The sequence below is a fragment of the Leifsonia shinshuensis genome (assembly GCF_013410375.1).
Classification (GTDB): domain Bacteria; phylum Actinomycetota; class Actinomycetes; order Actinomycetales; family Microbacteriaceae; genus Leifsonia; species Leifsonia shinshuensis.
The window spans coordinates 4,158,582-4,181,662 of sequence record NZ_JACCFL010000001.1 but is presented as its reverse complement, the minus strand read 5'-3'; the positions used below and the strand labels follow the sequence as shown (position 1 = coordinate 4,181,662).

23 protein-coding genes are annotated in these 23,081 nt (G+C 71.2%); 8 read left to right on the top strand and 15 right to left on the bottom strand.

Features of this window, described 5'->3' with window-relative positions; genetic code table 11:
• Window positions 1-15 precede the first annotated feature (15 nt).
• Window positions 16-1,323: a glycosyltransferase 87 family protein gene (locus HNR13_RS20160; protein WP_179608634.1), complete on the bottom strand. Its 1,308-nt coding sequence runs from the start codon at window positions 1,321-1,323 to the stop codon at window positions 16-18.
• Window positions 1,324-1,475: 152 nt separating this feature from the next.
• Between HNR13_RS20160 and HNR13_RS20155 the strand changes: the two genes are divergently transcribed.
• Window positions 1,476-2,126, top strand: coding sequence for a DedA family protein (locus HNR13_RS20155; RefSeq protein WP_179608632.1), 651 nt, complete (start codon window positions 1,476-1,478; stop codon window positions 2,124-2,126).
• A 4-nt stretch (window positions 2,127-2,130) separates the two neighbouring features.
• Here the strand turns inward: HNR13_RS20155 and HNR13_RS20150 are convergent, their stop codons facing one another.
• Window positions 2,131-2,967 (bottom strand): ribokinase, encoded by an 837-nt coding sequence (locus tag HNR13_RS20150; protein ID WP_179608630.1) that lies wholly within the window; start codon window positions 2,965-2,967, stop codon window positions 2,131-2,133.
• A gap of 98 nt (window positions 2,968-3,065) precedes the next feature.
• Between HNR13_RS20150 and HNR13_RS20145 the strand changes: the two genes are divergently transcribed.
• Window positions 3,066-4,034 (top strand): nucleoside hydrolase, encoded by a 969-nt coding sequence (locus HNR13_RS20145; protein ID WP_179608628.1) that lies wholly within the window; start codon window positions 3,066-3,068, stop codon window positions 4,032-4,034.
• Between the two features lie 28 nt (window positions 4,035-4,062).
• Here HNR13_RS20145 and HNR13_RS20140 read toward each other — a convergent pair whose 3' ends face one another.
• Together HNR13_RS20140 and HNR13_RS20135 are read right to left on the bottom strand one after the other, a co-directional pair.
• Complete coding sequence (locus HNR13_RS20140) at window positions 4,063-5,184, bottom strand: DmpA family aminopeptidase (protein ID WP_179608626.1); 1,122 nt, start codon at window positions 5,182-5,184, stop codon at window positions 4,063-4,065.
• Window positions 5,181-6,641 (bottom strand): APC family permease, encoded by a 1,461-nt coding sequence (locus tag HNR13_RS20135; RefSeq protein ID WP_218881278.1) that lies wholly within the window; start codon window positions 6,639-6,641, stop codon window positions 5,181-5,183. The genes HNR13_RS20140 and HNR13_RS20135 overlap by 4 nt, the downstream gene beginning before the upstream one ends.
• 171 nt (window positions 6,642-6,812) lie before the next feature.
• Between HNR13_RS20135 and HNR13_RS20130 the strand changes: the two genes are divergently transcribed.
• A complete protein-coding gene (locus HNR13_RS20130; protein WP_179608624.1) occupies window positions 6,813-7,427 on the top strand; it encodes a TetR/AcrR family transcriptional regulator in 615 nt (204 codons plus the stop codon).
• 61 nt (window positions 7,428-7,488) lie between these two features.
• Complete coding sequence (locus tag HNR13_RS20125) at window positions 7,489-8,706, top strand: mannosyltransferase family protein (protein WP_179608622.1); 1,218 nt, start codon at window positions 7,489-7,491, stop codon at window positions 8,704-8,706.
• Window positions 8,707-8,713: 7 nt separating this feature from the next.
• Here HNR13_RS20125 and HNR13_RS20120 read toward each other — a convergent pair whose 3' ends face one another.
• From HNR13_RS20120 to HNR13_RS20095, 6 genes are all read right to left on the bottom strand, one after another.
• Window positions 8,714-9,010, bottom strand: a complete 297-nt coding sequence (locus HNR13_RS20120; protein ID WP_179608620.1) for a DUF2277 domain-containing protein — start codon at window positions 9,008-9,010, stop codon at window positions 8,714-8,716.
• A gap of 264 nt (window positions 9,011-9,274) precedes the next feature.
• Entirely contained in the window at window positions 9,275-9,760 is a 486-nt protein-coding gene (locus HNR13_RS20115) for an FBP domain-containing protein (protein WP_179608618.1), read from the bottom strand.
• A 297-nt stretch (window positions 9,761-10,057) separates the two neighbouring features.
• Window positions 10,058-10,486, bottom strand: coding sequence for a hypothetical protein (locus tag HNR13_RS20110; protein ID WP_179608616.1), 429 nt, complete (start codon window positions 10,484-10,486; stop codon window positions 10,058-10,060).
• A 111-nt stretch (window positions 10,487-10,597) separates the two neighbouring features.
• On the bottom strand, window positions 10,598-11,104 hold the full coding sequence (locus HNR13_RS20105; RefSeq protein ID WP_179608614.1) for a hypothetical protein: 507 nt from the start codon (window positions 11,102-11,104) through the stop codon (window positions 10,598-10,600).
• Window positions 11,105-11,108: 4 nt separating this feature from the next.
• On the bottom strand, window positions 11,109-11,681 hold the full coding sequence (locus HNR13_RS20100; RefSeq protein WP_179608612.1) for a sigma-70 family RNA polymerase sigma factor: 573 nt from the start codon (window positions 11,679-11,681) through the stop codon (window positions 11,109-11,111).
• A 306-nt stretch (window positions 11,682-11,987) separates the two neighbouring features.
• On the bottom strand, window positions 11,988-12,899 hold the full coding sequence (locus HNR13_RS20095) for a PfkB family carbohydrate kinase (protein ID WP_179608610.1): 912 nt from the start codon (window positions 12,897-12,899) through the stop codon (window positions 11,988-11,990).
• Between the two features lie 183 nt (window positions 12,900-13,082).
• Between HNR13_RS20095 and HNR13_RS20090 the strand changes: the two genes are divergently transcribed.
• Window positions 13,083-15,650, top strand: a complete 2,568-nt coding sequence (locus HNR13_RS20090) for a GH32 C-terminal domain-containing protein (protein WP_179608608.1) — start codon at window positions 13,083-13,085, stop codon at window positions 15,648-15,650.
• Window positions 15,651-15,723: 73 nt separating this feature from the next.
• Here the strand turns inward: HNR13_RS20090 and tatC are convergent, their stop codons facing one another.
• The 5 genes from tatC to HNR13_RS20065 form a co-directional block, all read right to left on the bottom strand.
• Window positions 15,724-16,473 carry a twin-arginine translocase subunit TatC gene (tatC, locus tag HNR13_RS20085; RefSeq protein ID WP_343063637.1) on the bottom strand — a complete coding sequence of 250 codons (750 nt, stop codon included), beginning with the start codon at window positions 16,471-16,473 and terminating at the stop codon, window positions 15,724-15,726.
• The gene (locus HNR13_RS20080; RefSeq protein WP_179608606.1) at window positions 16,470-16,847 is read right to left on the bottom strand and encodes a twin-arginine translocase TatA/TatE family subunit; all 378 of its coding nucleotides are present in this window, start codon (window positions 16,845-16,847) and stop codon (window positions 16,470-16,472) included. The genes tatC and HNR13_RS20080 overlap by 4 nt, the downstream gene beginning before the upstream one ends.
• 10 nt (window positions 16,848-16,857) lie before the next feature.
• Entirely contained in the window at window positions 16,858-17,070 is a 213-nt protein-coding gene (tatA, locus tag HNR13_RS20075) for a twin-arginine translocase TatA/TatE family subunit (RefSeq protein WP_179608604.1), read from the bottom strand.
• A 108-nt stretch (window positions 17,071-17,178) separates the two neighbouring features.
• Window positions 17,179-18,636 (bottom strand): GH32 C-terminal domain-containing protein, encoded by a 1,458-nt coding sequence (locus HNR13_RS20070; RefSeq protein WP_179608602.1) that lies wholly within the window; start codon window positions 18,634-18,636, stop codon window positions 17,179-17,181.
• Entirely contained in the window at window positions 18,633-19,676 is a 1,044-nt protein-coding gene (locus HNR13_RS20065) for a LacI family DNA-binding transcriptional regulator (RefSeq protein ID WP_179608600.1), read from the bottom strand. Before HNR13_RS20065 ends, HNR13_RS20070 begins: the two co-directional genes overlap by 4 nt.
• A gap of 147 nt (window positions 19,677-19,823) precedes the next feature.
• Between HNR13_RS20065 and HNR13_RS20060 the strand changes: the two genes are divergently transcribed.
• Genes HNR13_RS20060 through HNR13_RS20050 form a run of 3 tightly spaced genes read left to right on the top strand, consistent with a single transcriptional unit; the run spans window position 19,824 to window position 23,061 of the window.
• Window positions 19,824-21,230 (top strand): ABC transporter substrate-binding protein, encoded by a 1,407-nt coding sequence (locus HNR13_RS20060; protein WP_179608598.1) that lies wholly within the window; start codon window positions 19,824-19,826, stop codon window positions 21,228-21,230.
• Window positions 21,230-22,189, top strand: coding sequence for a carbohydrate ABC transporter permease (locus tag HNR13_RS20055; RefSeq protein WP_218881277.1), 960 nt, complete (start codon window positions 21,230-21,232; stop codon window positions 22,187-22,189). Before HNR13_RS20060 ends, HNR13_RS20055 begins: the two co-directional genes overlap by 1 nt.
• Window positions 22,186-23,061 carry a carbohydrate ABC transporter permease gene (locus tag HNR13_RS20050; protein WP_179608596.1) on the top strand — a complete coding sequence of 292 codons (876 nt, stop codon included), beginning with the start codon at window positions 22,186-22,188 and terminating at the stop codon, window positions 23,059-23,061. Before HNR13_RS20055 ends, HNR13_RS20050 begins: the two co-directional genes overlap by 4 nt.
• Window positions 23,062-23,081: the final 20 nt, after the last annotated feature.

Genomic DNA, 23,081 nt, shown 5'->3' with positions numbered 1-23,081 from the left:
CAGCCGAGGAGCGGCTCAGCCGAGGAGTCTGGCCTCGGCTGGTTCGACGGGCTCGGCGGCGTCCGTGTGTGCCGCGAGCCCGGGGGAGCGGGTGAGTGCGAGCAGTCGCCGGATCGACCAGCCGAGCAGGACCAGGAACAGCGCGTTGCGGGCGGTGAGGACGGCGGCGGCGACCGGGTCCCCGTCGGTGAGCGGGATGTAGAGGATGGGGAAGATGAGCGTGGTCAGTGTGGCGATCGTCAGCGTCAGCATCGCCGGCACCCGCCACACCTGCGGGTCCGCCCAGACAAGGACGGCGACGACGGGGCCGATCCAGAGCACGTACTGCGGCGAGCCGACCTTGTTGAACACCACGAGGGTCGTCACCAGCGCGAGCGAGCCGACGACCACCAGGATCGGCTCGGGCCCGCGCGCCCGGACCGCGCGGAACAGCAGGATGGCGACGACCAGCAGGGCCAGCGGCAGCGCGTAGCCCATGACGGTCGCGGCGACGTCGTCGCCGGGCCCGCTGACCTCCTCGGTGCTCAGGAGGTTGTTCTGCCACACGTAGGTGTTGGGGGCGCGGACATCGGCCAGCCAGAGCCACGGCGTGCTGATCGGCGCCTCCAGCTGGAGCCCGCGGTCGGCCTGCGTGGTCAGGAACCCGGTGAGGAACCGCAGGCCGCCGAGAGCGGCGACCGTTCCGACGACCAGCACGCTCACCCCGAGCGCTGCGAGGATCAGCGGGCGGCGCCGACGATAGGCGATGCCCGCCGCCAGCAGCACGGCCGCCGGCCAGACCTTGATCCACGCCGCCGCGGTCAGCAGGGCCGCCGCGACGGCCGGCCGCCGCGTCAGCGTGGTGAGCGCGATGACGACGAGGGGAGCGGTGAAACCCTCCAGGCGCAGGAGCGCGACCGGGCTCATCACCAGCAGGAACACCAGCCACCACCACGCGGCCCGGTACCCCGCCGTCGAGCCCCCGCGGATCAGGAAGTGGATCGACGTGCCGTTGAGCAGCGTGATGAGCAGGAACCAGACCAGCTGGAATGCGCCGAGCCCGGCCACGCTGGCGGCCAGCAGCGGCGCCAGGGCCCCGACCGGGTACACCCACGGCACGGTGATGCCGGGCCACTGCCCGAACTGGAAGGCGTCCAGGACCCAGGTGCGATAGAGCGGCAGGTCGCCGAGGGCGTCGCCGGTGACGATGGCCGGCCCGAGGGCGATCAGGAAGACCACGTGCAGGCCGACGAACGCGGACACCACGTTCCGTCGCCGCTCGAACCACGGGACGGCCGGTGTCGCGACGTCCTCGGCCTCGACGGATGCGTCCACGGCACTCACGACGAGGACCTCCAACCGGCGACCGTTGATCTTCGTGACGGTGTCAGCGTACCGACGGCGCCCCGTCGCGGGCAGGGGGGATCCGCGGACGGGCTTTCCAGCGGCCGGCTTTCTTAGAGGGACCTTGCGTCGTGCCGGGGACACTGGGTCCCATGGCATTCCACGCATCCATCCCGCTGCTCGACGCCTCGGCCTGGCTGCACGCGTTCGGGCCGTGGGTGCTCGTCGGCATCGCAGTCGTGGTGTTCATCGAGTCCGGGGTCCTGTTCCCGTTCCTCCCCGGCGACTCGCTGCTCATCACCGCGGCCATCCTCGCACCGCACCTCGGCATCCAGCCCTGGCAGGTCGCCGTCGTCGCGGCGGTCGCGGCCTTCGCGGGGGACCAGGTCGGCTACTGGCTCGGGAAGCGGTTCGGCCGGCACCTCTTCAAACCGGACGCCCGCATCCTCAAGACGGAGCGGCTGGAGGCGGCGGACGCGTTCTTCGCCCGCTACGGCGGCGTCTCCCTGGTGCTCGGCCGCTTCGTGCCGTTCGTGCGCACCTACGTCCCGCTGGCCGCCGGCATCGCGGCCATGCGGTACCCGCGCTTCCTGCTCTGGAACGCGCTCGGCGGCGTCAGCTGGACCATCGTCATGGTGGTCCTCGGTGTGCTGCTCGGCGGCATCCCGCTCGTCGCGAACAACATCGACGTGCTGATGATCGTCGTCGTGGCGGTGTCCGTCCTGCCCATCGTGATCAGCGCGCTGCGCCGCAGGCGGACCCGTTCGCGGGAGTCCGCGCGGGAGGACGCACCGGTCGAGTGAGCGCTCAGCCGGAGTAGGCGGCCAGTTCGCCGAACGCCGGCTGCGAGCTCGGATCCGCCACCGCGGCGGCTCCGACCGCGCACGCGGTCGCGAGCGCCTGCTCGGGAGCCTGGCCGGAGCGCAGCGCGAGGACGAGCGCGGCGCAGAACGCGTCGCCCGCCCCGACCGAGTTGACCACCCGCGTCCTCACCGCCGGGGCGTACGCCACCCGCTCGCCGCGGGCGAGCAGGGCGGCGCCCTGCGAGCCGTAGGTCACCGCGACCAGGCGCCCCTCCGCGAGCTGCGGCAGCAGCGCGTACTCGCTCTCGTTCACGATGACGAGGTCCGCACGTCGCAGCACGGCGTCCGGCAGCGGGATCGCCGGGGCCGCGTTGAGCGCGAAGTAGCCCTGCACCCGCTCCGCCAGGGCGACGATCACCGGCATCGGGATCTCCAGCTGGGCGAGGACGGCGTCGCCGGGACCGAACTCGACGCCCTCCACGCCGACGAGCGCGTTGGCGCCCTCGCACACGGCGATCTGGTTCTCGCCGTCGGCGTCCACCACGATGAGCGCCGTCCCGGTCGGCTCGGCCACCGTCCGGACGGCCGCGACGTCGACGCCCGCCTCGGTCAGCGCCGCGCGCATCCGCTCGCCGTCGGCGTCGTCGCCCACTGCTCCGACCATGCGCACGCGAGCGCCGAGCCGTGCGGCGGCCGCCGCCTGGTTGGCGCCCTTGCCGCCCGGGTCGCGGCGGAGCCGGCCGCCGCCGACGGTCTCGCCGGGGCCCGGGAGCCGCTCGGTGACGGCGGTCAGGTCGGCGTTGACGCTGCCGACCACGATGAGGTCGATGTCGAGGGGCATGGGAGTCCTTGGGCGAGGATGGGGTCGACGAGGTGGAACATCGTACCGCGCCCCTCCCGCCGCGCCGCCCTGACGCGCACCCCAGGAAAGGAACCACCATGCCCCGCCCCCTCTACTTCGACTGCGACACCGGGATCGACGACTCGGTCGCCCTCGCCTACCTGCTGTCCTCCCCGGAGGTCGAGCTGGTCGGCATCGGCACGGTCAGCGGCAACGTCAGCTCGGCCACGGCCGCCGAGAACACGATCGGGCTGCTCGCGCTCGCCGGGCGCACGGACATCCGGGTCGCCGTCGGCGCGCACGACCACCTCGCGCACCCGTTCCACGGCGGGGCCCCGCACGTGCACGGCGACAACGGCCTGGGCGGCGTGGAACTCCCGCCGACCGACGTCCGGCCGGTCGCCGGGGACGCCGCGGACCTGCTCCTCCGCCTCTCCCACGAGTTCGCGGGAGAGCTGGAGGTGCTGACGGTCGGGCCGCTCACCAACCTCGCGATCGCCCTCCAGCGGGACCCCTCGCTGCCCGAGCGCATCGCGGCCGTCACGACGATGGGCGGGGCTGCCCTGGCGCCGGGCAACATCACGCCCGTCGCCGAGGCCAACATCCACAACGACCCGGAGGCCGCCGCCCTCCACCTCGCCGCCGGATGGCCGGTCGTGCTCGTCCCGCTCGACGCGACGATGGAGCACACCTTCGAGGAGGAGCACAGGGACGCGCTGGTCGCTTCCGGCGACCCGCTCGCGGTGGCCGTGGGCGGCATGCTGGACCACTACTTCGACTTCTACGTCGACGTCTACGGCCGGCGCAGCTCGGCCCTGCACGACCCCTTGGCCGCGGCCATCGCGGTCGGCGACGCGGTCGCCACCGTCGCGCCGGCGGTGCCCGTCGTCGTGGACACCACCGACGGGCCCGGCCGCGGCCAGACCGTCTGCGACCTCCGCGGCCAGCGCCTCGGCCCGGTCGACTGGGAGGGCGCGACCGTGCGGGTCGTCCTCGAGGTGGCCGAGCCGCTGGCGCCGCGGCTGCTCGAGCGCATCCTCGCCCGGGCGGGCTCCGCGGCGCGCTGATCCGGTCGCGTGACTCCGGCGACGTCCGTCAGGCGAAGGCCCGGCGGACCTCCTCGTGCGGGAGGGCGTAGCTGGCGTGCCCGTCGCGCCCGACCGTGTCCCTGGCCGCGACGAGGGCATTGAGCACTGCCTCCTCCGTCGCCTCGACCACCGCGGCGTAGAACGGGTCGATGCCTCCCCAGGCGATGTGCTCGAGGCGCTCGACGGCGATCTCGCCGCCGGTCATCCGTGACCCGAGGGCGCCCTCGTTCGCGGTCGAGAAGGCGAGGAAGATGTCGCCGGAGAAGTGGCTGCCGGTGGTCCCGGTCCGCGCCAGGCCGAGCGGGACCCGGCGCGCCAGCGCCTCGCACTGGCCGGGAAGCAGCGGGGCGTCGGTGGCGACGACCACGATGACGCTGCCGGCGCCCGCCGTGGCGCGGACCGCGGCTCCGGTGTCCCGTTCGAACCAGTCGGTGGTCTCCATCGGGTTGGGCGCCAGCGACCGGGAACCCAGGGGCCGCCCGGCGACGCGGAGCTCGTTGCGCGAACCGAAGTTCGCCTGCAGGAGCACGCCCACCGTCCAGGCGTTCGCGCCGGAGCGGACGATGCGCGAAGCGGTCCCTGTGCCGCCTTTGAAGCCGTAGCAGTTCATTCCCGTCCCGCCTCCGACATCGCCCTCGGCGACCGGGCCGCTGCGGGCGGCGTCGAGCGCCGCGGCGGCGTGCTCGGGGCGGACCGTGTCGGCGTTGATCGAGTTCAGGTAGCCGTCCCAGGTCTCGCCGACGACGGGCAGCATCCACTGGGCGGCCGTGAGCGGGTCGTGCTCGGCCAGCCACGCGTCGATCCCGCGATGCACCGCTCCGACGGCGTGGGAGTTCGTGATGGCGACCGGGGTCTGGAACTGGCCGGCCTCCTCGATCCAGCTGCGTCCGGTGAGCTCCCCGTTGCCGTTGAGCACGGCGACGCCGGCCGCGCACGGCGAGCCTGCTGCGGCGCGGCCGCGAGGAAGGATCGCGGTGACTCCCGTCCGCGCGACGACGGGCTCGTCCTCGACGATGGTCGCGAAGCCCACCTCCAGGCCGGGGACGTCGGTGATGGCGTTCCACGCGCCGGGCTCCCCGTCGAAGGGGACGCCCAGGTCGCGCGCCCTGGTCTCTGCGGGTGCGGTCATCGCTGCTCCTCGTCGGCCGGCTCGGGAAGGGTCCAGCGGTCGTGCGACCGCGGCTTCAGATAAAGGAAGTAGTAGGGGAAGCCGATCGCGAAGAGCGCAGCGGTGACCGCGACGGGCACCCAGTCGGCGACCAGGTTCTCGTAGATGATGACGATGGTCGCGAGCACCATGACGACGGGCACGACGGGCCAGAGCGGCATCCGGTACTCGGCGCGCGCGGTGGTGCGGTTGATCCGGCCGGCGAACGCGGCCACGCCGACGAGCAGGTAGGTGACAAGCAGGTTGGCCCCGGTGATGATGAGCAGGACGTCGAAGGGGATCAGCCACAGGCACAGCGCACCGATCGCGCCGACGACCAGGGTCGCGGCGATGGGCGTGTGGAGGCGCGGGTGCACGTGCGCGAGCGGGCGGTTGAGCCAGTCCGGCCAGGTGCGGTCCCGCGCCGACGAGTAGAGGAGCCGGCCCATCTGCAGGACGATCGCGAGCACGGCGTTGATGATCGCGATCGCGATGCCCAGGCTGACGACGGTGTTCAGCACGGTGCCTCCGCGCGCGTCCAGGAAGTACGTCATCGGGTCCGCCGCGGCGACGAGCTTCTCCAGGCTCGGGGTGCCGAGGAGGACGGCGACGAGCGGGATGAACTCGGCGGCGACCGTGATCCCGAGCGACCAGAGGATGGCGCGGCCGATCGTCGACCGGGCCTGCTTGGTCTCCTCGGCGTAGTACACGGCGGTGCCGTAGCCGTTGTAGGCGAACAGCGCCGTCGCGGTGAACGACACCACGAGTCCGGCCGAGGCGCCGACGAGCACGCCGCCGGGTCCGGCGGTGGTCGCCTGCCACAGCACGGACACCGGCTGGGTGACGTTGACGAAGCCCAGCAGCGCGAGCACCACGAGCGCGGCCACCTCGATGAGCAGGAAGACGCCGGTGACCCACGCGTTCGCTTTGATGCCGAAGCAGGCCACGATCGCTGTGACCACGATGACGGCGATGCCCACCCAGTTCGCGTTGAGACTGGACGACAGGACACCGAGGTACGTGCCGGCTCCCGAGGCGATGACGCCCAGGATCAGGATCCCGCCGACCAGGGTCAGCCCGAACAGCGCGAACCCGGCCGGTTTGCCGAGCACCCGGGCGACGAACGCGTACTCGCCTCCGGTGATCGGGAACGCGCTGGACAGCTCCGCGTAGCAGTAGGCCACGAGCACGCCGACGATCGCGGCGACGCCGAACGCGATCGCCGAGGCCCCGCCGATGCCGTTGATCACCGACGGCATGATGATGAACACGCTCGACGCGGGGGTGACCGCCGACAGCGTGATCAGGACGTTCTCGCGGAACGTCAGCGAACGGGAGAGGTCCTGCGCGTACTTCGCGGCCTCTCCGTCGGCGGGCTGCGCCTTCGCGCCGGCGACCTGAGCAGCCAGCCCCATGTCGCGATTCCAGTCGTCACTCATGCACTTCCTCCTTCTCGCGGAGGGTTGGGCTCGTCGGTGAGCCCAGCCGATTTGACTGGTGAGTCAATCAGTAGGAGCGAGCTTAAGTCAAGCAATTCATGACATGTAGCTGCAGATTTGATTTGCAAGTCAATGTGGCCTGGTCCGACCGCCGTCCGTTAGAGTGAGGTCATGGCGAAGGCGGGCGGCACACTCGATCGACAGTCGCAGCTGGTCGACGCGGCGATGGAGGTCATCCGCGATCGCGGGATCGTCAACATGCGCATCCAGGACGTCGCGCGCCGCGCCGGCGTCTCGACCGGGACGATCCACTACCACTTCACCGACATCGACCGGCTGATCTACGACGTGCACACCTGGGCCTGCGAGCGGTTCTTCGCCAAGCGGATGGCCGCCGTCACCGAGGAGACCGACGCACGCGATCAGCTCGTGCGGATGATCCGTTCGGGGCTCCCCGAGTCGGCGGACGACGCGGTGGTCGTCGCGATGTACGAGATCGACCTCTACGGCCGGGCGCGGGAGGACCCGGCCCACTCGCTGCTCACGCAGGCGCTGTTCGACCGTCAGGTCGCGCTCTACTTCTCCGTCCTCCAGCTCGGCACCGGGCAGGGCCATTTCGCGCTCACCGCGCCCGCGCTCGATGTCGCGCAGAACCTCGTCGCGCTCGAGGACTCCTACGGCATGCACATCATCAACGGCAACCGCTCCACGCCGGTCGAACGCTGCCAGGAGCTCATCCTCGGCTACGCGCGAACGGTGACAGGATGGGCCGGCCCGAGCGAGTGAGCGCGGGCGGCGCGGCCGTCGCCGCGTCGGCCCCCCTCGTCGACCCATAGAATCGACCTCTATGACGACGACCGAGCCCGCCACGACGACGGTCGTCGCACCCTCCGTCGTCACGGCTGACGACACCCGGAAACGCCGCCTCATCCGGGGCGTCCTCGTCGCCGCGAGCATCTGGGCCGTCACCCATATCGGCGCCCAGCTTGCCGCGGCGCTCGCCGTAGCGATCCACACGCCGCAGCTCCTCGCGCAGCCCTGGTCGTTCTTCACGCTCCTCGTCCACTGGGACGCGGCGAACTACCGGAACGTCGCGCAGTTCGGATACTTCTCGGAGGGGGCAGGTCCGTTCGCGCACGCCTTCCTCCCCGGCTATCCGTTCGTGTCGCGCTTCCTCGCGGAGGCGCTGTTCGTCACGGTGTCGCCGACCGCGGTGCAGATCGATGTGGCGCTCTGGACGGTCACCGCGGTCGCCGCCCTGGTCGCCGCCTGCCTGCTGTGGTTCCTGGTCGAGCCCCAGTACGGGCGCCGGGTCGCGTTCGGCTCCGTCGCGCTGCTGCTCGCCGGGCCGTACGCGCTGTTCCTGGTCGCGCCGTACCCGGAGGCGCTGTACCTCGTGCCCGCGATCGGGGCGTGGCTGGCGATGCGGAACGAGCGCTGGGTCATCGCCGGCCTCCTCGCCTGTTTCGCCGGGACCATCCGGATCGAGACCGTCTTCCTGGTGCCGGCGCTCATCGTGCTGTTCGCCGTCCAACGGCACCGGGAGGGGCTGCCCTGGCTCACCCGGGCGATCGGGTTCGGGGCGATCAGCGCCGTCGGCCTGACCTCGTACCTGCTCTGGCTCTGGCATCGCACCGGCAACATCCGCGCCTGGTTCGACGTCGAGGAGGCCGGCTGGCACCGGTCGACCCGCTGGCCGTGGGAGACGTTCGCGCGCAGCCTCGAGTACGCCACCTCGCCCGCGACGGTCCGTGCCGGGCACATCCAGGCGTGGGCGGACATCGTCTTCGTCGTGCTCTACCTCATCGCGATCGTGATGTTCATCCGGCTGCGCTGGTGGGCGGAGGCGGTCTACATCGGCCTGTCCACGGTGTCGATGGCGACGAGCTATGCGTACACGTCGATGGCGCGCGAGAGCACGACGCTGTTCCCGCTGACGATCCTGGTGGCGCTGACCCTGCGAACCCGGCGATGGCGGTGGGTGTTCTGGGTCGTGCTCGTCCTCAGCGCGCTCATCATGTTCGCGCAGGCCGGGCGCTTCGCGCTCGACGACTGGAGCGACTGACCCCCGGTCAGCCGACCGCCGTCCGGATCCGCACCTCGCGCTCCATCCGCTTCTCGTGCCGCTGCCGGCCCTTGACCGCCTCGGCTTCGCGGTTCTTGGGCGGGGCGTTCGTGACCAGCTGATCGAGCATCCGCCTGGTGGCCTCGGCGATCTCGTCGATCGCCTGGTCGAACGCGGCGGCGTTCGCGCGGGAGGGGCGTGTCGACCCGCTGACCTTGCGGACGAACTGGAGTGCGGCCTCCCGCACCTCATCGTCGGTCGTCGGCGGTTCGAAGTTGTGGAGGCAGCGGATGTTCCGGCACATGCCGTGACGATACCGCCATCCGCGCGGCGATGCTCTGCGTCTTCTCAGGTTCGATGGCGGAGGATTTCACGGTCACCCGCACCACAGCACGATAGGAACCACCCCCATGAGCTCGCTCCGCGACCACATCGAGCGCACCCTCCCCGAACTGGACGGCAGCATCGCCGCCGAGGCCGACGGCCTCACGAACACGGAGGCGATCGCGCTTCCGCAGCGCTGACCCGCGTCCGCGAGGCCGTGGCCGCCGGTCGGCCTGACCGCCGGTCAGTCCGCGGCGACCCGCCGCACGAACGTCGTGACGTGCTCGCGCAGCGCGTCGATCCGCTGCAGCCGCGCCGCCTCCACGTCGAACCCGACGTAGGCGAGCGGCGGGCGCTTGCGCACGTTGGCCGAGCACTCGAAGCCGGCGCAGACGAGCGTGCCCAGCGTGTTGCCGTTGCGTCCGGCCGCCCCGGCGCGCTTGGCGATGAAGAAGACGACCTCGTTGGGCAGGTGCACGTCCTCGCACCACGAGCACTGCGGCCGGCTGCGGACGCCGCCGTCGGCCTTCCGCAGCAGGACGCCGACGGGCTCGCCGCCGACCTCCGCGATCACGTACCCGAGGTTCGGGTTCCTGCGGTCGCGCCAGCCGAGGTAGTCGAGGTCGTCCCAGCGCACGGCGGCCAGGTCGGGAAGGGTGAGCTCCTTGCGCTCGCGCTGGGAGGCGTTGACGAAGGAGGAGCGGAGCTGCTGCTCGCTGAGGGGAAGCATGGAGGGATGTCCTGTCTGTCTGCGGACCGCGGGTCGCCGACGGCGCCGGGTCCGGCGTGAAGGGTGCTCGGGACGACGCCGCCGCACAAGGGCAGGGGTCGCCGCGCGGCAGCGGAGCGCGCGCGGACGAGCAGGGAAGCGCGCACGAGGGCGCGCGGGATCACGGGAGGAGAGGCAGGGCTATCTCACGCCGGCGCTGACGACGCCGACGACCTCCAGACGCCCGACGGGCTGAGACGTGATGATCCGGTCCACCTCGCCAGTCTACGACACGCCCGGGATGCGCGGTGCGGCCCGCTACGCCCGCGTCGCGCCGCCCTTGAGCTCGTAGGAGGCGAAGAACGTCCCGCCGTACAGCGCGGCCGCGACCAGGAACCCGACGGCCATCAGGTAGGACGCCCACTCGCTGCCGGTGGCCATCGTGCCGACGCCCGCGAGGAACGTGATCACGATGACGATGAGCCCCCACAGTGCCAGCCGCTGGCCGAGCCCGGCCTTCCGTGCGGCCAGGAGCACCCGGATGCTGACCGCGACCAGGCCGATCGCGACGAGGATGTGCAGGATGACGATGATCGTGTCGACGACGATGGCGAAGGTGCCCTTCGGGTCGCCGATGAGGTTGGCCGCCATCCCGAGCAGGAACTGGACGGCCAGGGCGGTGAGCGCCTCGCGGGAACGGCGGCGCAGGGTCTCGGACGGGGTCGGACCGGCGGCGGGTGCGGACATGGTGCTCCTTCGGCTCGAACGGCTCACGCTGCCGCCATTGTGCTCCCGTCGCGGGTGTTCGGGGTGGTCCGGTGCGCGTGTTGCGCGTGCCGATCGCACCCTCCGTGCTGGTCACCGTCCCGGTGCGAGGCCGAGGTCGGAGCAGAGCTTCTGGTCGGTGCGGTCGTCCGACGGATCCCGCGGGAAGACCGCGAGGACGTTGTCGGGGCGCGTGCAGACCACGAGGGCCGGCACGCCGGTGCTGTCGCTGAGGATGCCGGCGGTCCAGGCGGACGAGCACAGGTCGATCGCGCTCGCGACGCGGTCGGCGGGCGTCTCCACCGGCCGGGTGGCGCCGTCGGGGCCGGTGGCCTCATCGGGAATCCCGACCTGGGTGTACCGGGAGTCCGTGCTGTCGGCGCTGTAGCAGTACGCCGAGCGGGTCTGCAGGGTGCGCGGGGCGAGCGTGACCCAGGCCAGGCCGCCCGCGGCGAGGAGCACGGACGCGCCGGCCGCCACCGCGGTGAGGCGGCCGCGTCTCCGGCGGGTGCGGTCGTGGCGGGCGAGGCCGTCGTCGAGGAGCGCGCTGATCCGGCGATCGGCGCCGGTCGGGACCGTGGGAGGCGGGTTCGTCGTCATGGTGTCAGCTCCCCTCCCCGAGCTCCCGGCGCAGCCGCAGCCGCACGCGGGAGAGCCGGTTGCGCACGGAGCCGTGCGCGAGGCCGAGGCGCGCCGCCGCCTCCTTGTAGCTGAGCCCGTCGACCATGCACAGCCGGAAGATCCGCTGATCGACGACGGGCAGCTCGGCGATCACGCCGCGGATGAGCCGCATGGCCTCCTCCAGGGCGGCGAGGTCCTCCGCCGAGGGGGCGTCCGCCGGGTGGTCCGCGTCGTACAGAGGGTCCGTCCGTCTCCGCTCGTTGGCCCGCAGTCGGTTGCGGCTCAGGTTCTTGACGGTCACGATCAGCCACGGCAGCGCCGAACTGCCGAACACCTCCACCTCGCGGCGGCGCGTCCACAGGGTGAGGAAGGCGTCGGCGGTCATCTCCTCCGCGTCCGGCCGGGAGCGGAGGACGCCGTAGGCGTTCCAGTACACGGCGCCGGCGTGCCTCCGGTACAGCTCCGTCAGCGCTCCGCGGTCGCCGTGCCGGAGCCGGTCGACGGCGGGACGGTCGTCGACCGAGCTCCCCGTCGACTCCGGCGTTGGCGCGTGCACGGTTCCCCCTCCGCCGTTCGTGCGTCTCACTCACATCATGTCCGCTCGGGCCGGATCGTCTCACCGCCGATCGCGCGGCTCCCCTGATGACGGGGCCTTCCTCGTATGTGCACGGCCGCGAATGCGTCTCAGAACGGCGCCGGCGCCCGGCGTGTCGCGGAGACGCGCTTGCGTGCGGACGACGATGCCGTCTTGACTGAGGTGCCGGCCGCGGCCGGCCGATGCGTTCGCCGGGGGGCGAACCACAGGGGGGATGGCCGCGCCCCCGGGGCCGAGGGGGACTCGGGGGCGCGGTCTGGGCGGGGGCTACGCCTGTGGGAGCTCGGCCGTCCGCGGCGGTTCCGCGCCGGCGCGGGAGACCGTGATCGCGGCGGCGCGGGCGGCGAAAGCGCCGGCGTCCGCGAGCTCGGCCGCGGAGCGAGGCCGGCGGCGCAGCTCGCCCGACGTCAGGAACCAGGCGAGCAGGGCCGCCATGTAGCTGTCGCCCGCGCCGACCGTGTCGGCCACGACCACGGTGATCGGCGGGACCTCCGCCACCGCGTCGCCCGAGACCAGGAGGGAGCCGGCGGCGCCCCGGGTGACGGCGACGACGGCGCCGTGCGCCGCCAGGGCCGCGGCCGTTTCGGTGTCGGAGCGGTCCGGGTAGAGGAAGAGCGCGTCCTCGTCGCTGAGCTTGATGAGGTCGGCGCGCGCCGCGAGCCGCTCGAACCGGTCGCGCGCGGCACGGGGGTCGCCGACGAGGTCCGCGCGGATGTTCGGGTCCACGCTGACGGTCACGTCGGCGTCGGCGGTCAGGACGAGGTGCTCGATCCGGTCGGCGCCCGGAGCCAGGAACGCGGAGATCGAACCGACGTGGACGTGGCGCATCGCGGGGAGCTCGATCCTCTCCGCCAGCGTCCAGGCGATGTCGAAGGCGTACCGAGCCGACCCGTCGGGCTGGATGGCGGCCACCGCGCTCGAGGTCGCGGGAAGCAGCCAGGACTCGGGGAGGATGTCGACTCCGTCCCGCACGAGCCGCTCGGCGATCGTGTCGCCGCGTGCGTCGCGGCCGAGGGCGGTCAGGAAGGCGGTGGGCACTCCGAGGCGCGCGAGGCCGAGTGCGACGTTCGCGGGGGAGCCGCCCGGGTGCTCGCGGGTCCCGTCGGCGGAACGGATGACGTCGATGAGCGCCTCGCCCGCCACCAGGACGGGCGCGGTCGCCGTGGTGGTCGTTGCCATGCTCCGGTCTCCTTCGTGCGGGCCATCGGGGCCTGGGCGCGGCACTGCGGGGTTGACCTGCGCGGCGGAGCGATCCAGACTACGTACTGATCACTCTAGCCAATACGTATTGATTCGTCGACTTCGTTCCTTGTCGGCTGACTAATACGTATTGGTATCCCCTTCAGAGAGGAAGGCAACCCTATGTTCCGTTCTCCGCAACGGCCCGCTGCGCTCACGCAACGGCGGCCCGGTCGGTTCCGAGGTCGCATCGCGGTCCTCGTCGCCGCGGCAGCCGCCGGCAGCCTGGCCTTCGCCGGACTCGTCCCGGCCGCCGGCCCGGCAGCGGCAGCGACCCCGAGCGCTCCCACCACCACCTCGGCTCCGCCCGCGTACCACGAGCCGTACCGCCCCCAGTTCCACTACTCCCTCCCGACCGGCTGGATCGGCGACCCCAACGGGCTCGTCTACAAGGACGGCCTCTACTACCTGTTCAGCTACGGCACCTGGCGCGGCGCCGTGAGCAAAGACCTGGTGCACTGGACGAACATCGACGTGAAGGGGCCAGCGCCGGACCCCGGCGCAAGCGCCTTCTTCTCCGGCAGCGCGGTGGTCGACACCGGCAACACCAGCGGGTTCGGCACGGCGAAGAACCCGGCGATGGTGGCGATCTACACCAGCGTCCAGGCGGGAACGAACGTGGAATCCCAGGACATCGCCTACAGCACCGACGACGGCCGCACCTGGACGCGCTACGCCGGTGACCCGGTGATCGACCTCCACTCCGTCAACTTCCGCGACCCGAAGGTGTTCTGGTACGCGCCGAAGCACGAGTGGATGATGGCCGTCGCCCTCAGCGACCAGTACAAGGTGGCGTTCTACACCTCGCCCGACCTCAAGACCTGGACGCCGGCGGGAACCTTCGGGCCCGCCGGCGCGACCGCGGGCGTGTGGGAGATGCCGGACCTCTACCAACTCCCGGTCGACGGCGACGCGAAGACGCAGAAGTGGGTGCTGAGCGTGAGCGTCGGCAGCACCGGCGTGCAGTACTTCGTCGGGAGCTTCGACGGCTCGACCTTCGTCCCGGACGGCCCCGCGACGTACACGCCGCCGGCGGGCACTCCGCTCGACACGTTCGACTCCGGCAGCTACGGGAACTGGACCGCCACCGGGACGGCCTTCGGCTCGGCCCCGGCGTCCGGCGCCCTCCCGGACCAGCAACCCGTCACCGGCTACCCGGGCAGCCACTTCGTGGACAGCTTCACGGGCGGCGACGCCGCGACCGGGACGCTGACCTCTCCGGCGTTCACCATCGACAGGAGCAGGCTCAACTTCCTCGTCGGCGGAGGCGACAACCCGTACATCGCGGGAGCGGTCCCGTTCGGCACCCTCCCGCAGGGCACGGTCTTCACCGACTTCTCCGGCTCCTCGTACGGCCCGGGCTGGACGACGACCGGCGCGTTCGTGGGCACCGGACCCAGCCACGAGACGCTCGGGAACCAGGTGAGCCCGGGTGTGCTCGACACCTGGGGTCCGGTCGGCGACCCGGGCGAGGGCACGATCACGTCGCCGACGTTCACCGTCAGCTCGCCGTACATCGACCTCCAGGTCGCGGGCGGCACGCATCCGATGAGCCAGGCGAACCCGACCGCGGTGAACCTCGTCATCGGAGGAAAGGTGGTCGAGACCACGACCGGGAACAACTCCGGATCGCTGGCGTGGACGACGTGGGACACCTCCGCGTACCAGGGCCAGCAGGCGCAGCTCCAGGTGGTCGACCAGAACGACGGCTCGACCGGCTGGGGTCACCTCATGGTCGGCGACATCGTGTTCGCGAGCGAGAAGGCGCCGGTCTGGGACACCCAGACCTCCGTCGACCTCGTGGTGGACGGTCAGGTGGTGCGCTCCGCCACGGGGAAGAACAGCGAGAGCCTCGACTGGGCGTCCTGGAACGTCGCCGACCTCCAGGGCAAGCAGGCCAGCATCCGGATCGTCGACAACGCGACGGGCGGCTGGGGGCACATCCTCGCGGACGACTTCAGCCTCGCGGACGAGCCGGCCCTGAACCAGCTCCAGCGCGCCGACTGGATCGACTACGGCGCGGACTTCTACGCCGAGAACACCTGGAACGACGCGCCGGGAGGCCGGCGGGTCAACGTGGCGTGGATGAACGACTGGGCGTACGCCGCCAACGTCCCGACCACGCCGTGGCAGGGCGCGGAGACGTTCCCGCGCACGGAGTCGCTGCAGACGATCGGCGGGAAGGTCCGGCTCGTCCAGACCCCGGTGCCCGCACTGGCGAACCTGCGCACCGGCCCGGTCGTGACTGTGCGGAAGCAGTCGGTCGCGGGGACGAAGCCCCTCGCGGTGTCCGGCGCCGAGCTGGACGTGCAGGCACGGCTGACCGCGGGCACGGCGTCGACGTTCGGCCTGAACGTGCGGACCGGAGGCGGTCAGTACACGCAGATCGGCTACGACACCTCGACCGGCGAGCTGTACGTCGACCGGACGCACTCGGGCCAGACCGACTTCAACGCGGCGTTCCCCGGACGGGCCACCGCGCCGGTCGCGCTGGACGCCGCGGGCGGGATCGGCCTGCGCATCCTGATCGACCCGTCGTCCGTGGAGGTCTTCACCGCCGACGGCACCCGGGTGATCACCGAGCAGATCTTCCCGGATGCGGCCAGTACGGGTGTCAGCGCCTTCGCCACCGGCGGCACGGCCGGCATCGACTCGGTGCAGGCCTGGCACCTGAAGTCGATCTGGAACTGATCCCGGCCGAACGACAGAGCTCCCCCGCCCGGACGATCGGGCGGGGGAGCTCTTCCGTGTCGGCGTCGCGCGGTCAGACCAGCTGCCGCGCCACTCGACGGTCGTGCAGCGCGGCGACGGACCACGCGGCGTAGTACAGCGCGATCAGGGGACCGGCGAGGAGCAGCATCGAGATCACGTCGGCGGAGGGCGTCACGATCGCCGTGAAGCCGACGATCACGAGGAACGCGATCCACCAGCTGCGGAGGATCGACCGCGCGGGCAGGATGCCGAGCAGGTTGAGCAGCACCAGGAAGACCGGCGACACGAACGCAAAGCCGGCGGCGACGACGAGCTTCAGCACGAACTGGAAGTAGTCGTTGGCCTGGATGAACGAGGAAGACCCGTCTCCGGCGAAGCCGGTGAGCAGCAGCACGATGTGCGGCACGATCAGCCACCCGGCGACGCAGCCGCCGAGGAACAGCGGCACCGCCGTGAAGAAGAAGCCGAACCCGTAGCGGAGCTCCTTCCGGCTGAGGGCCGGGACGAGGTACGCCCAGGCCTGGTAGAGCCAGATCGGGCTGGAGGCGACCAGTCCGATCGCGAAGGCGGCCTGCATCCGGAGGTCGAACGCTCCCGTGATGGTGTCGAAGTTCAGCGCCGCCAGGCGGTGCTGGGAGGCGGCGGCCTCCGCGATGGGCGCGCGCAGCGCCGCGAGCAGCAGGGGCGAGACGAACCAGCCGCCGACCGTCCCCGCCAGCACGGCCGCGGCGGAGCGCACGGCGCGCTTGCGCAGCTCTGAGACGTGCGCGGCGAGTGACATCCGCGCGTCTCGCCGGGTCACGGGGACTCCTGGCGCGGCGCCGGGAGTGCCGCCGCTGCCTCCGTCGGCCCGGCGGGAAGCGGCACAGGTGCGGGCTTCGCGGGCACGGGCTCCGCGGGCACGGGCTCTGCGAGCACGGGCGCGGCGATCACCGGATCGGCGAGCAGCGCGTCGCGGATGATCCGGCGCGGGTCGTACTGCCGTGGGTCGAAGGAGCGCCAGTCCACGTCGACCGCGTCGCCGACCTCCTCGCGCACCGCGCGCTGCGCGTCGTCGGCCAGCGTGCGCAGCTTGCGGACGGCCAGCGCGAGCTTCGACGCGTAGGCCGGGAGCCGGGTCGGCCCGATCAGGAACGCCGCGATCACGCCGAGCACGAGCAGTTTCTCGAAGCTCATGACGGCACGCTCAGCTGCGCGTGGTGATCCCGTCGGAGCCCGCGACGCCCTCCGGCTGCTTCGCCGTCGCGTCCGGCTCCGAGAGGTCGTGGACCTCCTTGCGGAAGATCCGGATGGACTGTCCGAGGCCCTTCGAGAGGGCGGGCAGTCGCGTGGCGCCGAACAACAGCAGCACCACCGCGAGGATCACGAGCAGGTGCCAGCCACCCAGGTTCGCCAACATGGTCATCTCCTTTGATTGCGTTAGCTAATTCGTATAGCTAATTCGTATTAGTAGGGTAGGCAGCGTCACCGGCGATGTCAAGCGCGGGTGTCGGCCTCGGCCCAGGCGCTACGAGCGCAGCCGCGCCTCCAGGCGCACCAGTTCGAACTCCCCGTCGGTCGCGAACACGCCGACCCGGCCGGACGGCCGGTCGTACAGGCGCGTGCTGAGCGCGACCCGGTCGTCCACGACGACGACGCACAGATCGTGGTCGAGGTGGACCTCCACGGTGTGCCGTCCGGGCGCCAGCGGCACAGGTCGTTCCAGCTCGACGGCATGCGGCACGTCGCCGCGGATCTGCCACTGCTCGCCGCCGGTGGTCCCGCGCGGCCAGCGGTCGAAGACGATCCGGTCGCGCTGCGGTTCCAGGCGCAGCGCGTACGCCTCCTCGCCGTCGTCGCCGGCGCGGAGGAGGAGGCCGCAGGCCTGCGTGCCCGCGGCGATGTCGAACTCGGCGACGAGCAGCGTCTCGGCGGGGACCTCGGGTCCGAGCCAGGCGGCGTACCGGTCGAGCGCGCCGTGGCCGGGCGCCCCGTCCGCGTCGTCGAGGGGCGCCAGCTCGGGGCGGAGGTCGCGCGCGTCGTCGTAGAGCGCCACGACCGACCGGGGGAGGCCGAACGACAACGCGCCGCCGGGCGCCTGCGTCGCGCGCAGCACCGCCATCGTGCCGGCCCACTGCCAGGCGCCGGCGTCCCGCTCGCCCTCCTTGCTCGCAATCCAGCCGATGAAGTGCCGTTCGCCGTCGAGCTCCACGGTCTTCGACGCGTAGAACGCGCGTCCGTCGACGGTGTCGTGCTCGGGCGCCCGCCAGGGGCCCTCCGGCGAGTCGCCGATGCGATAGCGGGTCTGGAACGAGTCGGAGAACTCGGAGTACACGAGGTACCAGTGCTCGCCCCACTGGAAGACGTCCGGGCACTCCTGCGCGATGAACCGGCGCGGGTCCCAGAGCGGCGCGGCGTCGCGCCAGTGCACGAGGTCGTCGGAGACCAGGCGTGCCACCAGGCCGGACCGCCGGGAGGGCGCGTCCGCCCGGCGTGCGGCGAGCAGCAGCTGCCACGGCTCCCCGGGGGCGGTGCGGAAGACGAACGGGTCGCGCCAGTCCTCCGGTGCGTAGCCGTCGAGGGCGCCGAAGGTCCACTCCGGATGACGGGTCCAGACGGCGGGGTCTCCGGCCGACGTCGCGTGGCAGACGACCTGCACGTCGCCGTCGGCGGTGCGGATGCGCGGGTTGTGGCCGGTGTAGAAGAGGTGGAGGAGGCCATCGTCGTCCGTCACGACGCTGCCTGTGTAGCAGTCGAAGTCCTCGGCGCCGGGTCCCGCGGACGGCAGCACGACCCCGCGGTCGGTGAAAGTCGCGAAGTCGGTCGTGGTGACCGCCGCCCACGGCATCCCCTGCTCACGGTCGAGGGGACGCCGGGGGTCGCGGGTATCGAGGAGGTAGTAGAGCCAGACGGTCCCGTCCTGTTCGAAGGGGATGACGTCGCCGACGAAGCCGCCCGCGGGACGGAAGTGGGTGGACGCGCTCACCGGGACGAGGCCGTCCGCGGCGCGGCGAGCGAGGCGCGGTCGATGTACCGGCAGGGCACGAGCGTCCTGCCCGTCGGCTCGTCGTCGGCGATCAGCAGGCTGCCGGCGGTCATCCCCATCTGCAGGTGGGGGAGGGCCACGGTCGCGAGCGGGGGATGCAGCTCGGCCGCGAGCTCGGGCTGGTCGTCGAAGCCGACGATGCTGATGTCGCGCGGGCACTCCAGCCCTGCGGCGTGCGACGCGAGCAGCGCGCCGACCGCCATCCGGTCGTTGCCGCAGACGAGCGCGGTCGGGGACCCGTCCTGGAGGATCCGCGACGCGAGGTCGTAGCCGGAGGAGACATGGTACGTCCCGTACTCGCGCCGGATCGACGCCGGGTCGATCCCCGCAGCGGCGGCGGCGTCGACGAGCCCGCGCTCGCGCTCCTGGCACGCGTAGTCGGAGGCCGGGCCGCCGAGGAAGACGACGTCGCGATGGCCGGCGGCGAACGTCGCCGCGGCCACGTCGCGACCGCCCTGGTACTCGTCCGCGAGTACGAGCGCTGCGTCCGGCACGTTCGCGGGCCAGCAGTTCACGAAGATCGTGCGGATGTCCTCCCCGACGTCGACGGCCTGGACCGGCTCGGGGCCGGGGGCCGCGTAGACCAGCCCCGCCACGCCCTGGCGCACCAGGTTCTCGACGGCCGCTTTGCCGTTGTCCGGCGTCTCGGAGATCTCGACGACGAACGACACGTAGCCGGCCGGCTGGACGGCCTGCTGCACGCCGAGCACGATCTGGCCGGCGTACGGCTGCGAGACGACGCGGTCCGCGATCACGCCGATGGTGAACGGCCGGTTGGAGCGCAGCGACTGCGCCGCCCGGTTGGGCTGGAAGCGCAGCTCCTTCGCCGCCCTGAGGATGCGCTCGCGCGTCTCGGGAGCGACCGAGATGTCGCGCCGGTCGTTGAGCACGAAGGACACCGTCGGCTGGGACACCCCCGCGCGTTTGGCGACGTCCTTCATGGTGACGCGCTTCGCGGGCCTGTTGTCGTTCACTGCCATAGTCCGATCCTCCCGAACCGATCATGCCACAAAAGCCAATACGTATTTGCAATCGGCGCGACCGCGAGTTATGCTCGGAACCCCAATACGTATTAGTCAGGTCGCGGCACCCCACCGCGACCGAGACGCTCAGAGAGGAGCGCACGGATGACCAACACATTCGGACCGGCCATTGACCGTCGCACTTTGCTCAAGCTCGGCGGAGCCGGGCTGGCATTGACGGGACTGGCCTCGCTGGCTGCGTGCTCCACCGCAGGCGCGGGTGGCGGCACGAACGCATCGGGCACCATCAAGATGCTGTACTTCGGCGACCAGAAGGCCGCCACGGCCCTGCAGAACACCCTGCAGCCGCAGATCAAGAAGCTCGACAAGAACGCCACGCTCCAGGTCACCGCCATCAACGGCACCGACTGGAACGACTTCCTCGCGAAGGTGCTCACCCAGATCGCGGCCGGCGCCGCCCCCGACCTGGTGAGCGTCGCGACCGAGGGCCTGCAGCTCATGGCCTCCAAGGACCTGCTGATCCCGCTGGACAGCTACGTCACCAAGGACCTGTCCTCGCTGCAGACCTACTTCGACCAGATCCACCCGGCGCTGGTCGAGTCGATGATGTACCAGGGCCACCTCTACGAGCTGCCCGACAGCTTCAACGCCGGCAGCATGTTCTACAGCACGGACCTGTTCCAGAAGGCCGGGCTCTCCCGCCCCGCCGACAACTGGACGATGGACGAGTTCCACACCTACGCCACCAAGATCAAGGGCATCGGCGGCGACGTCAACGCCTTCGACTGGGTGGTGCGCCTCTGGGGCAGCTGGACCTCGTTCCTCTACGCCAACAACGGCAACCTGCTCGAGGAGGGCAAGTACTCCGGCGGCGACTGGCTGTGGAGCAAGGCCTTCGCCAACAACCCGGTCGGCGTCCACGGCCGCAAGGGCGGCTGGAAGTGGGGCACGCCGACGGCCAACTCGGAGGCGGCCATCGAGGCGCTCGAGTACGTGGTCGACCTGCAGCGCTCCGGCCTCTCGCCCTCGCCCGACGTCGGCGGCGGCTCGACCCTGCAGGGCCTGTTCTCGACCGGCCGGATCGGCATGACGATCGGCGGCGGCTTCTGGGCGGGCGGCCTGCACAACGCCGGCATGGCGGACGGCAGCTTCGACGTGCAGCGCTTCCCGACCTGGAAGAGCAACAAGTCGCTCTTCGGCGCCGGCGGCTACGGCATCTTCAACTCGTCGAAGAACAAGGACCTGGCCTGGGAGGTCGTGAAGATGATGGTGGAGCCCTCCACCTTCGACATCATGTTCCCCGGCAACGTCACCACGCCCGGCCGCAAGCAGCTCCTCACGGCCGACCGGTACAAGACGACCGGACCGGAGCACTGGTCGGTGTTCTACGACCAGCTCGAGGGCTCGGTGCCGATCTCGGCGCCGCCGTACTACAACGCCCTCGCCACCTCGCTGAACCAGCGGACCACGCAGGCCATCTCGTCGGGCAACGCCAAGGCGGCGCTCGACGGCATGCAGTCCGACTTCGAGAAGGCAGCGCAGGCGTCCTGATGGCTGTCCAGACCCAGGAGCGCCCGCGCGTGAATGGGGCGACCTCTCCTCGCCGTGCCGTCCGTCGCCCCGGTGTGCGACGGGCGGCCCGGCGGGAGGGCGCGTTCGGCTATTCGATGATCGGACTCGCGGTGGCGTTCGTCGCCGTGTTCACGTTCATCCCGATCCTCGCCTCGCTCGGGCTCTCGTTCTTCTCGTGGGACGTGATCTCGCCGCCGAAGTTCGTCGGCGTGGCCAACTTCACCCGGCTGTTCAGCGACGGCTCGACGCTCGCGTCGTTCGGCGTGACCATCCTGCTCGCCATCGGCATCGTGGTGCTCCAGATCACCCTGGGGCTGCTGCTCGCGGTGCTCGTCAACAGCCGCAAGCGGAAGTCCACGAAGGTCTTCTTCCGGACGACCTTCTACCTGCCACTGCTGGCCTCCACCGCCGCCGTGTCGATCTTCATGGGCTACCTGTTCGACGCCAAGTTCGGGCTGGTCAACTACTACCTGACCCAGCTCGGGCTGCCCGCCGTGCCGTGGCTGACGAACCCGGTGGCGGCGCAGATCACGATCGTCCTGATCGTGGTGTGGCAGCAGGTCGGCTTCACCTTCGTCCTGTTCGTGGCCGCGCTCACGTCGGTGCCGCAGGAGGTCCAGGAGGCCGCCGCGATCGACGGCGCGGGGGCGTGGCGCACGCTGCTGCGGATCAAGATCCCGCTGATCAGCCCGACCATCCTGTTCGCCACCGTCGTGGCGATGATCAACGCGATGCAGCTGTTCGACCAGCCCTTCATCATGACGAAGGGCGGCCCGGGCACGGCGACCACCACCGCGACGATCGCGATGTACCAGACCGGGTTCCAGAACCTGCAGTTCGGCTACGCCTCGGCGATCGCGATCCTGCTGCTGGTGATCATCCTCGCGCTGACCGGCATCCAATTCCTCGCCGCCAGAAAGCTGGTGTTCTACCAATGACCACAGATGTCGCTCCGAGCCCCGCGGTGGTGCTCGGCCGCCGCCGCCGGCCGATCGTGAAGGTCGGCAGCATCGTCGGAATGGTGCTGCTCATCCTCGCGGCCGTCTTCGCCCTCGGCCCGCTGCTCTGGACGCTGACCACCTCGCTGCGGACCCCCGCCGAGGCGTTCACCAACCCGCCGCAGTGGATCCCGACCAGCCCCGACTTCAGCAACTACGCGGCCGTGTTCAACCAGATCCCGATCGGGCAGTTCTTCCTCAACAGCGTCGTCGTGACGGTCCTCATCGTGGTGGGCCAGACGATCACCTGCACCCTCTCCGGGTACGCGTTCGCGATGGTGTCGTTCCCCGGCAAGAACACGATCTTCGGGATCTTCCTCGCCACCATGATGGTGCCGCTGCAGACGATCATCATCCCGGTGTTCGTCATCGTGAAGACGATGGGGATCAGCGACTCGCTCGCCTCGCTCATCATCCCGGCCCTCGGCAGCGCCTTCGGCACCTTCCTGATGCGGCAGTACTTCCTGCAGATGCCGCGGGAGCTCGGCGAGGCCGCCCGCATCGACGGAGCGTCCCAGTGGGGCGTGTTCTGGCACGTCTACGCGCGGATGGCGTCGCCGGCGATCGCGACGCTGGCCATCCTGAACTTCTCCGGGTTCTGGGCGGAGTTCTACCGGCCGCTGATCTTCCTGCAGACGCAGAGCAACTTCACGCTGCCCCTCGGCCTCGTCGGCCTGCAGGGCAACCTGGGCACCGGGTCCATCTCGGTCGTCCTGGCCGGCGTCATCCTCGCGATGATCCCCAGCGTGCTGCTGTTCATCTTCGCCCAGCGCTACTTCATCGAGGGCGTCACCGCGGGTTCCTTCCGCTGATCCCCCCTGTCCCCGGCCTG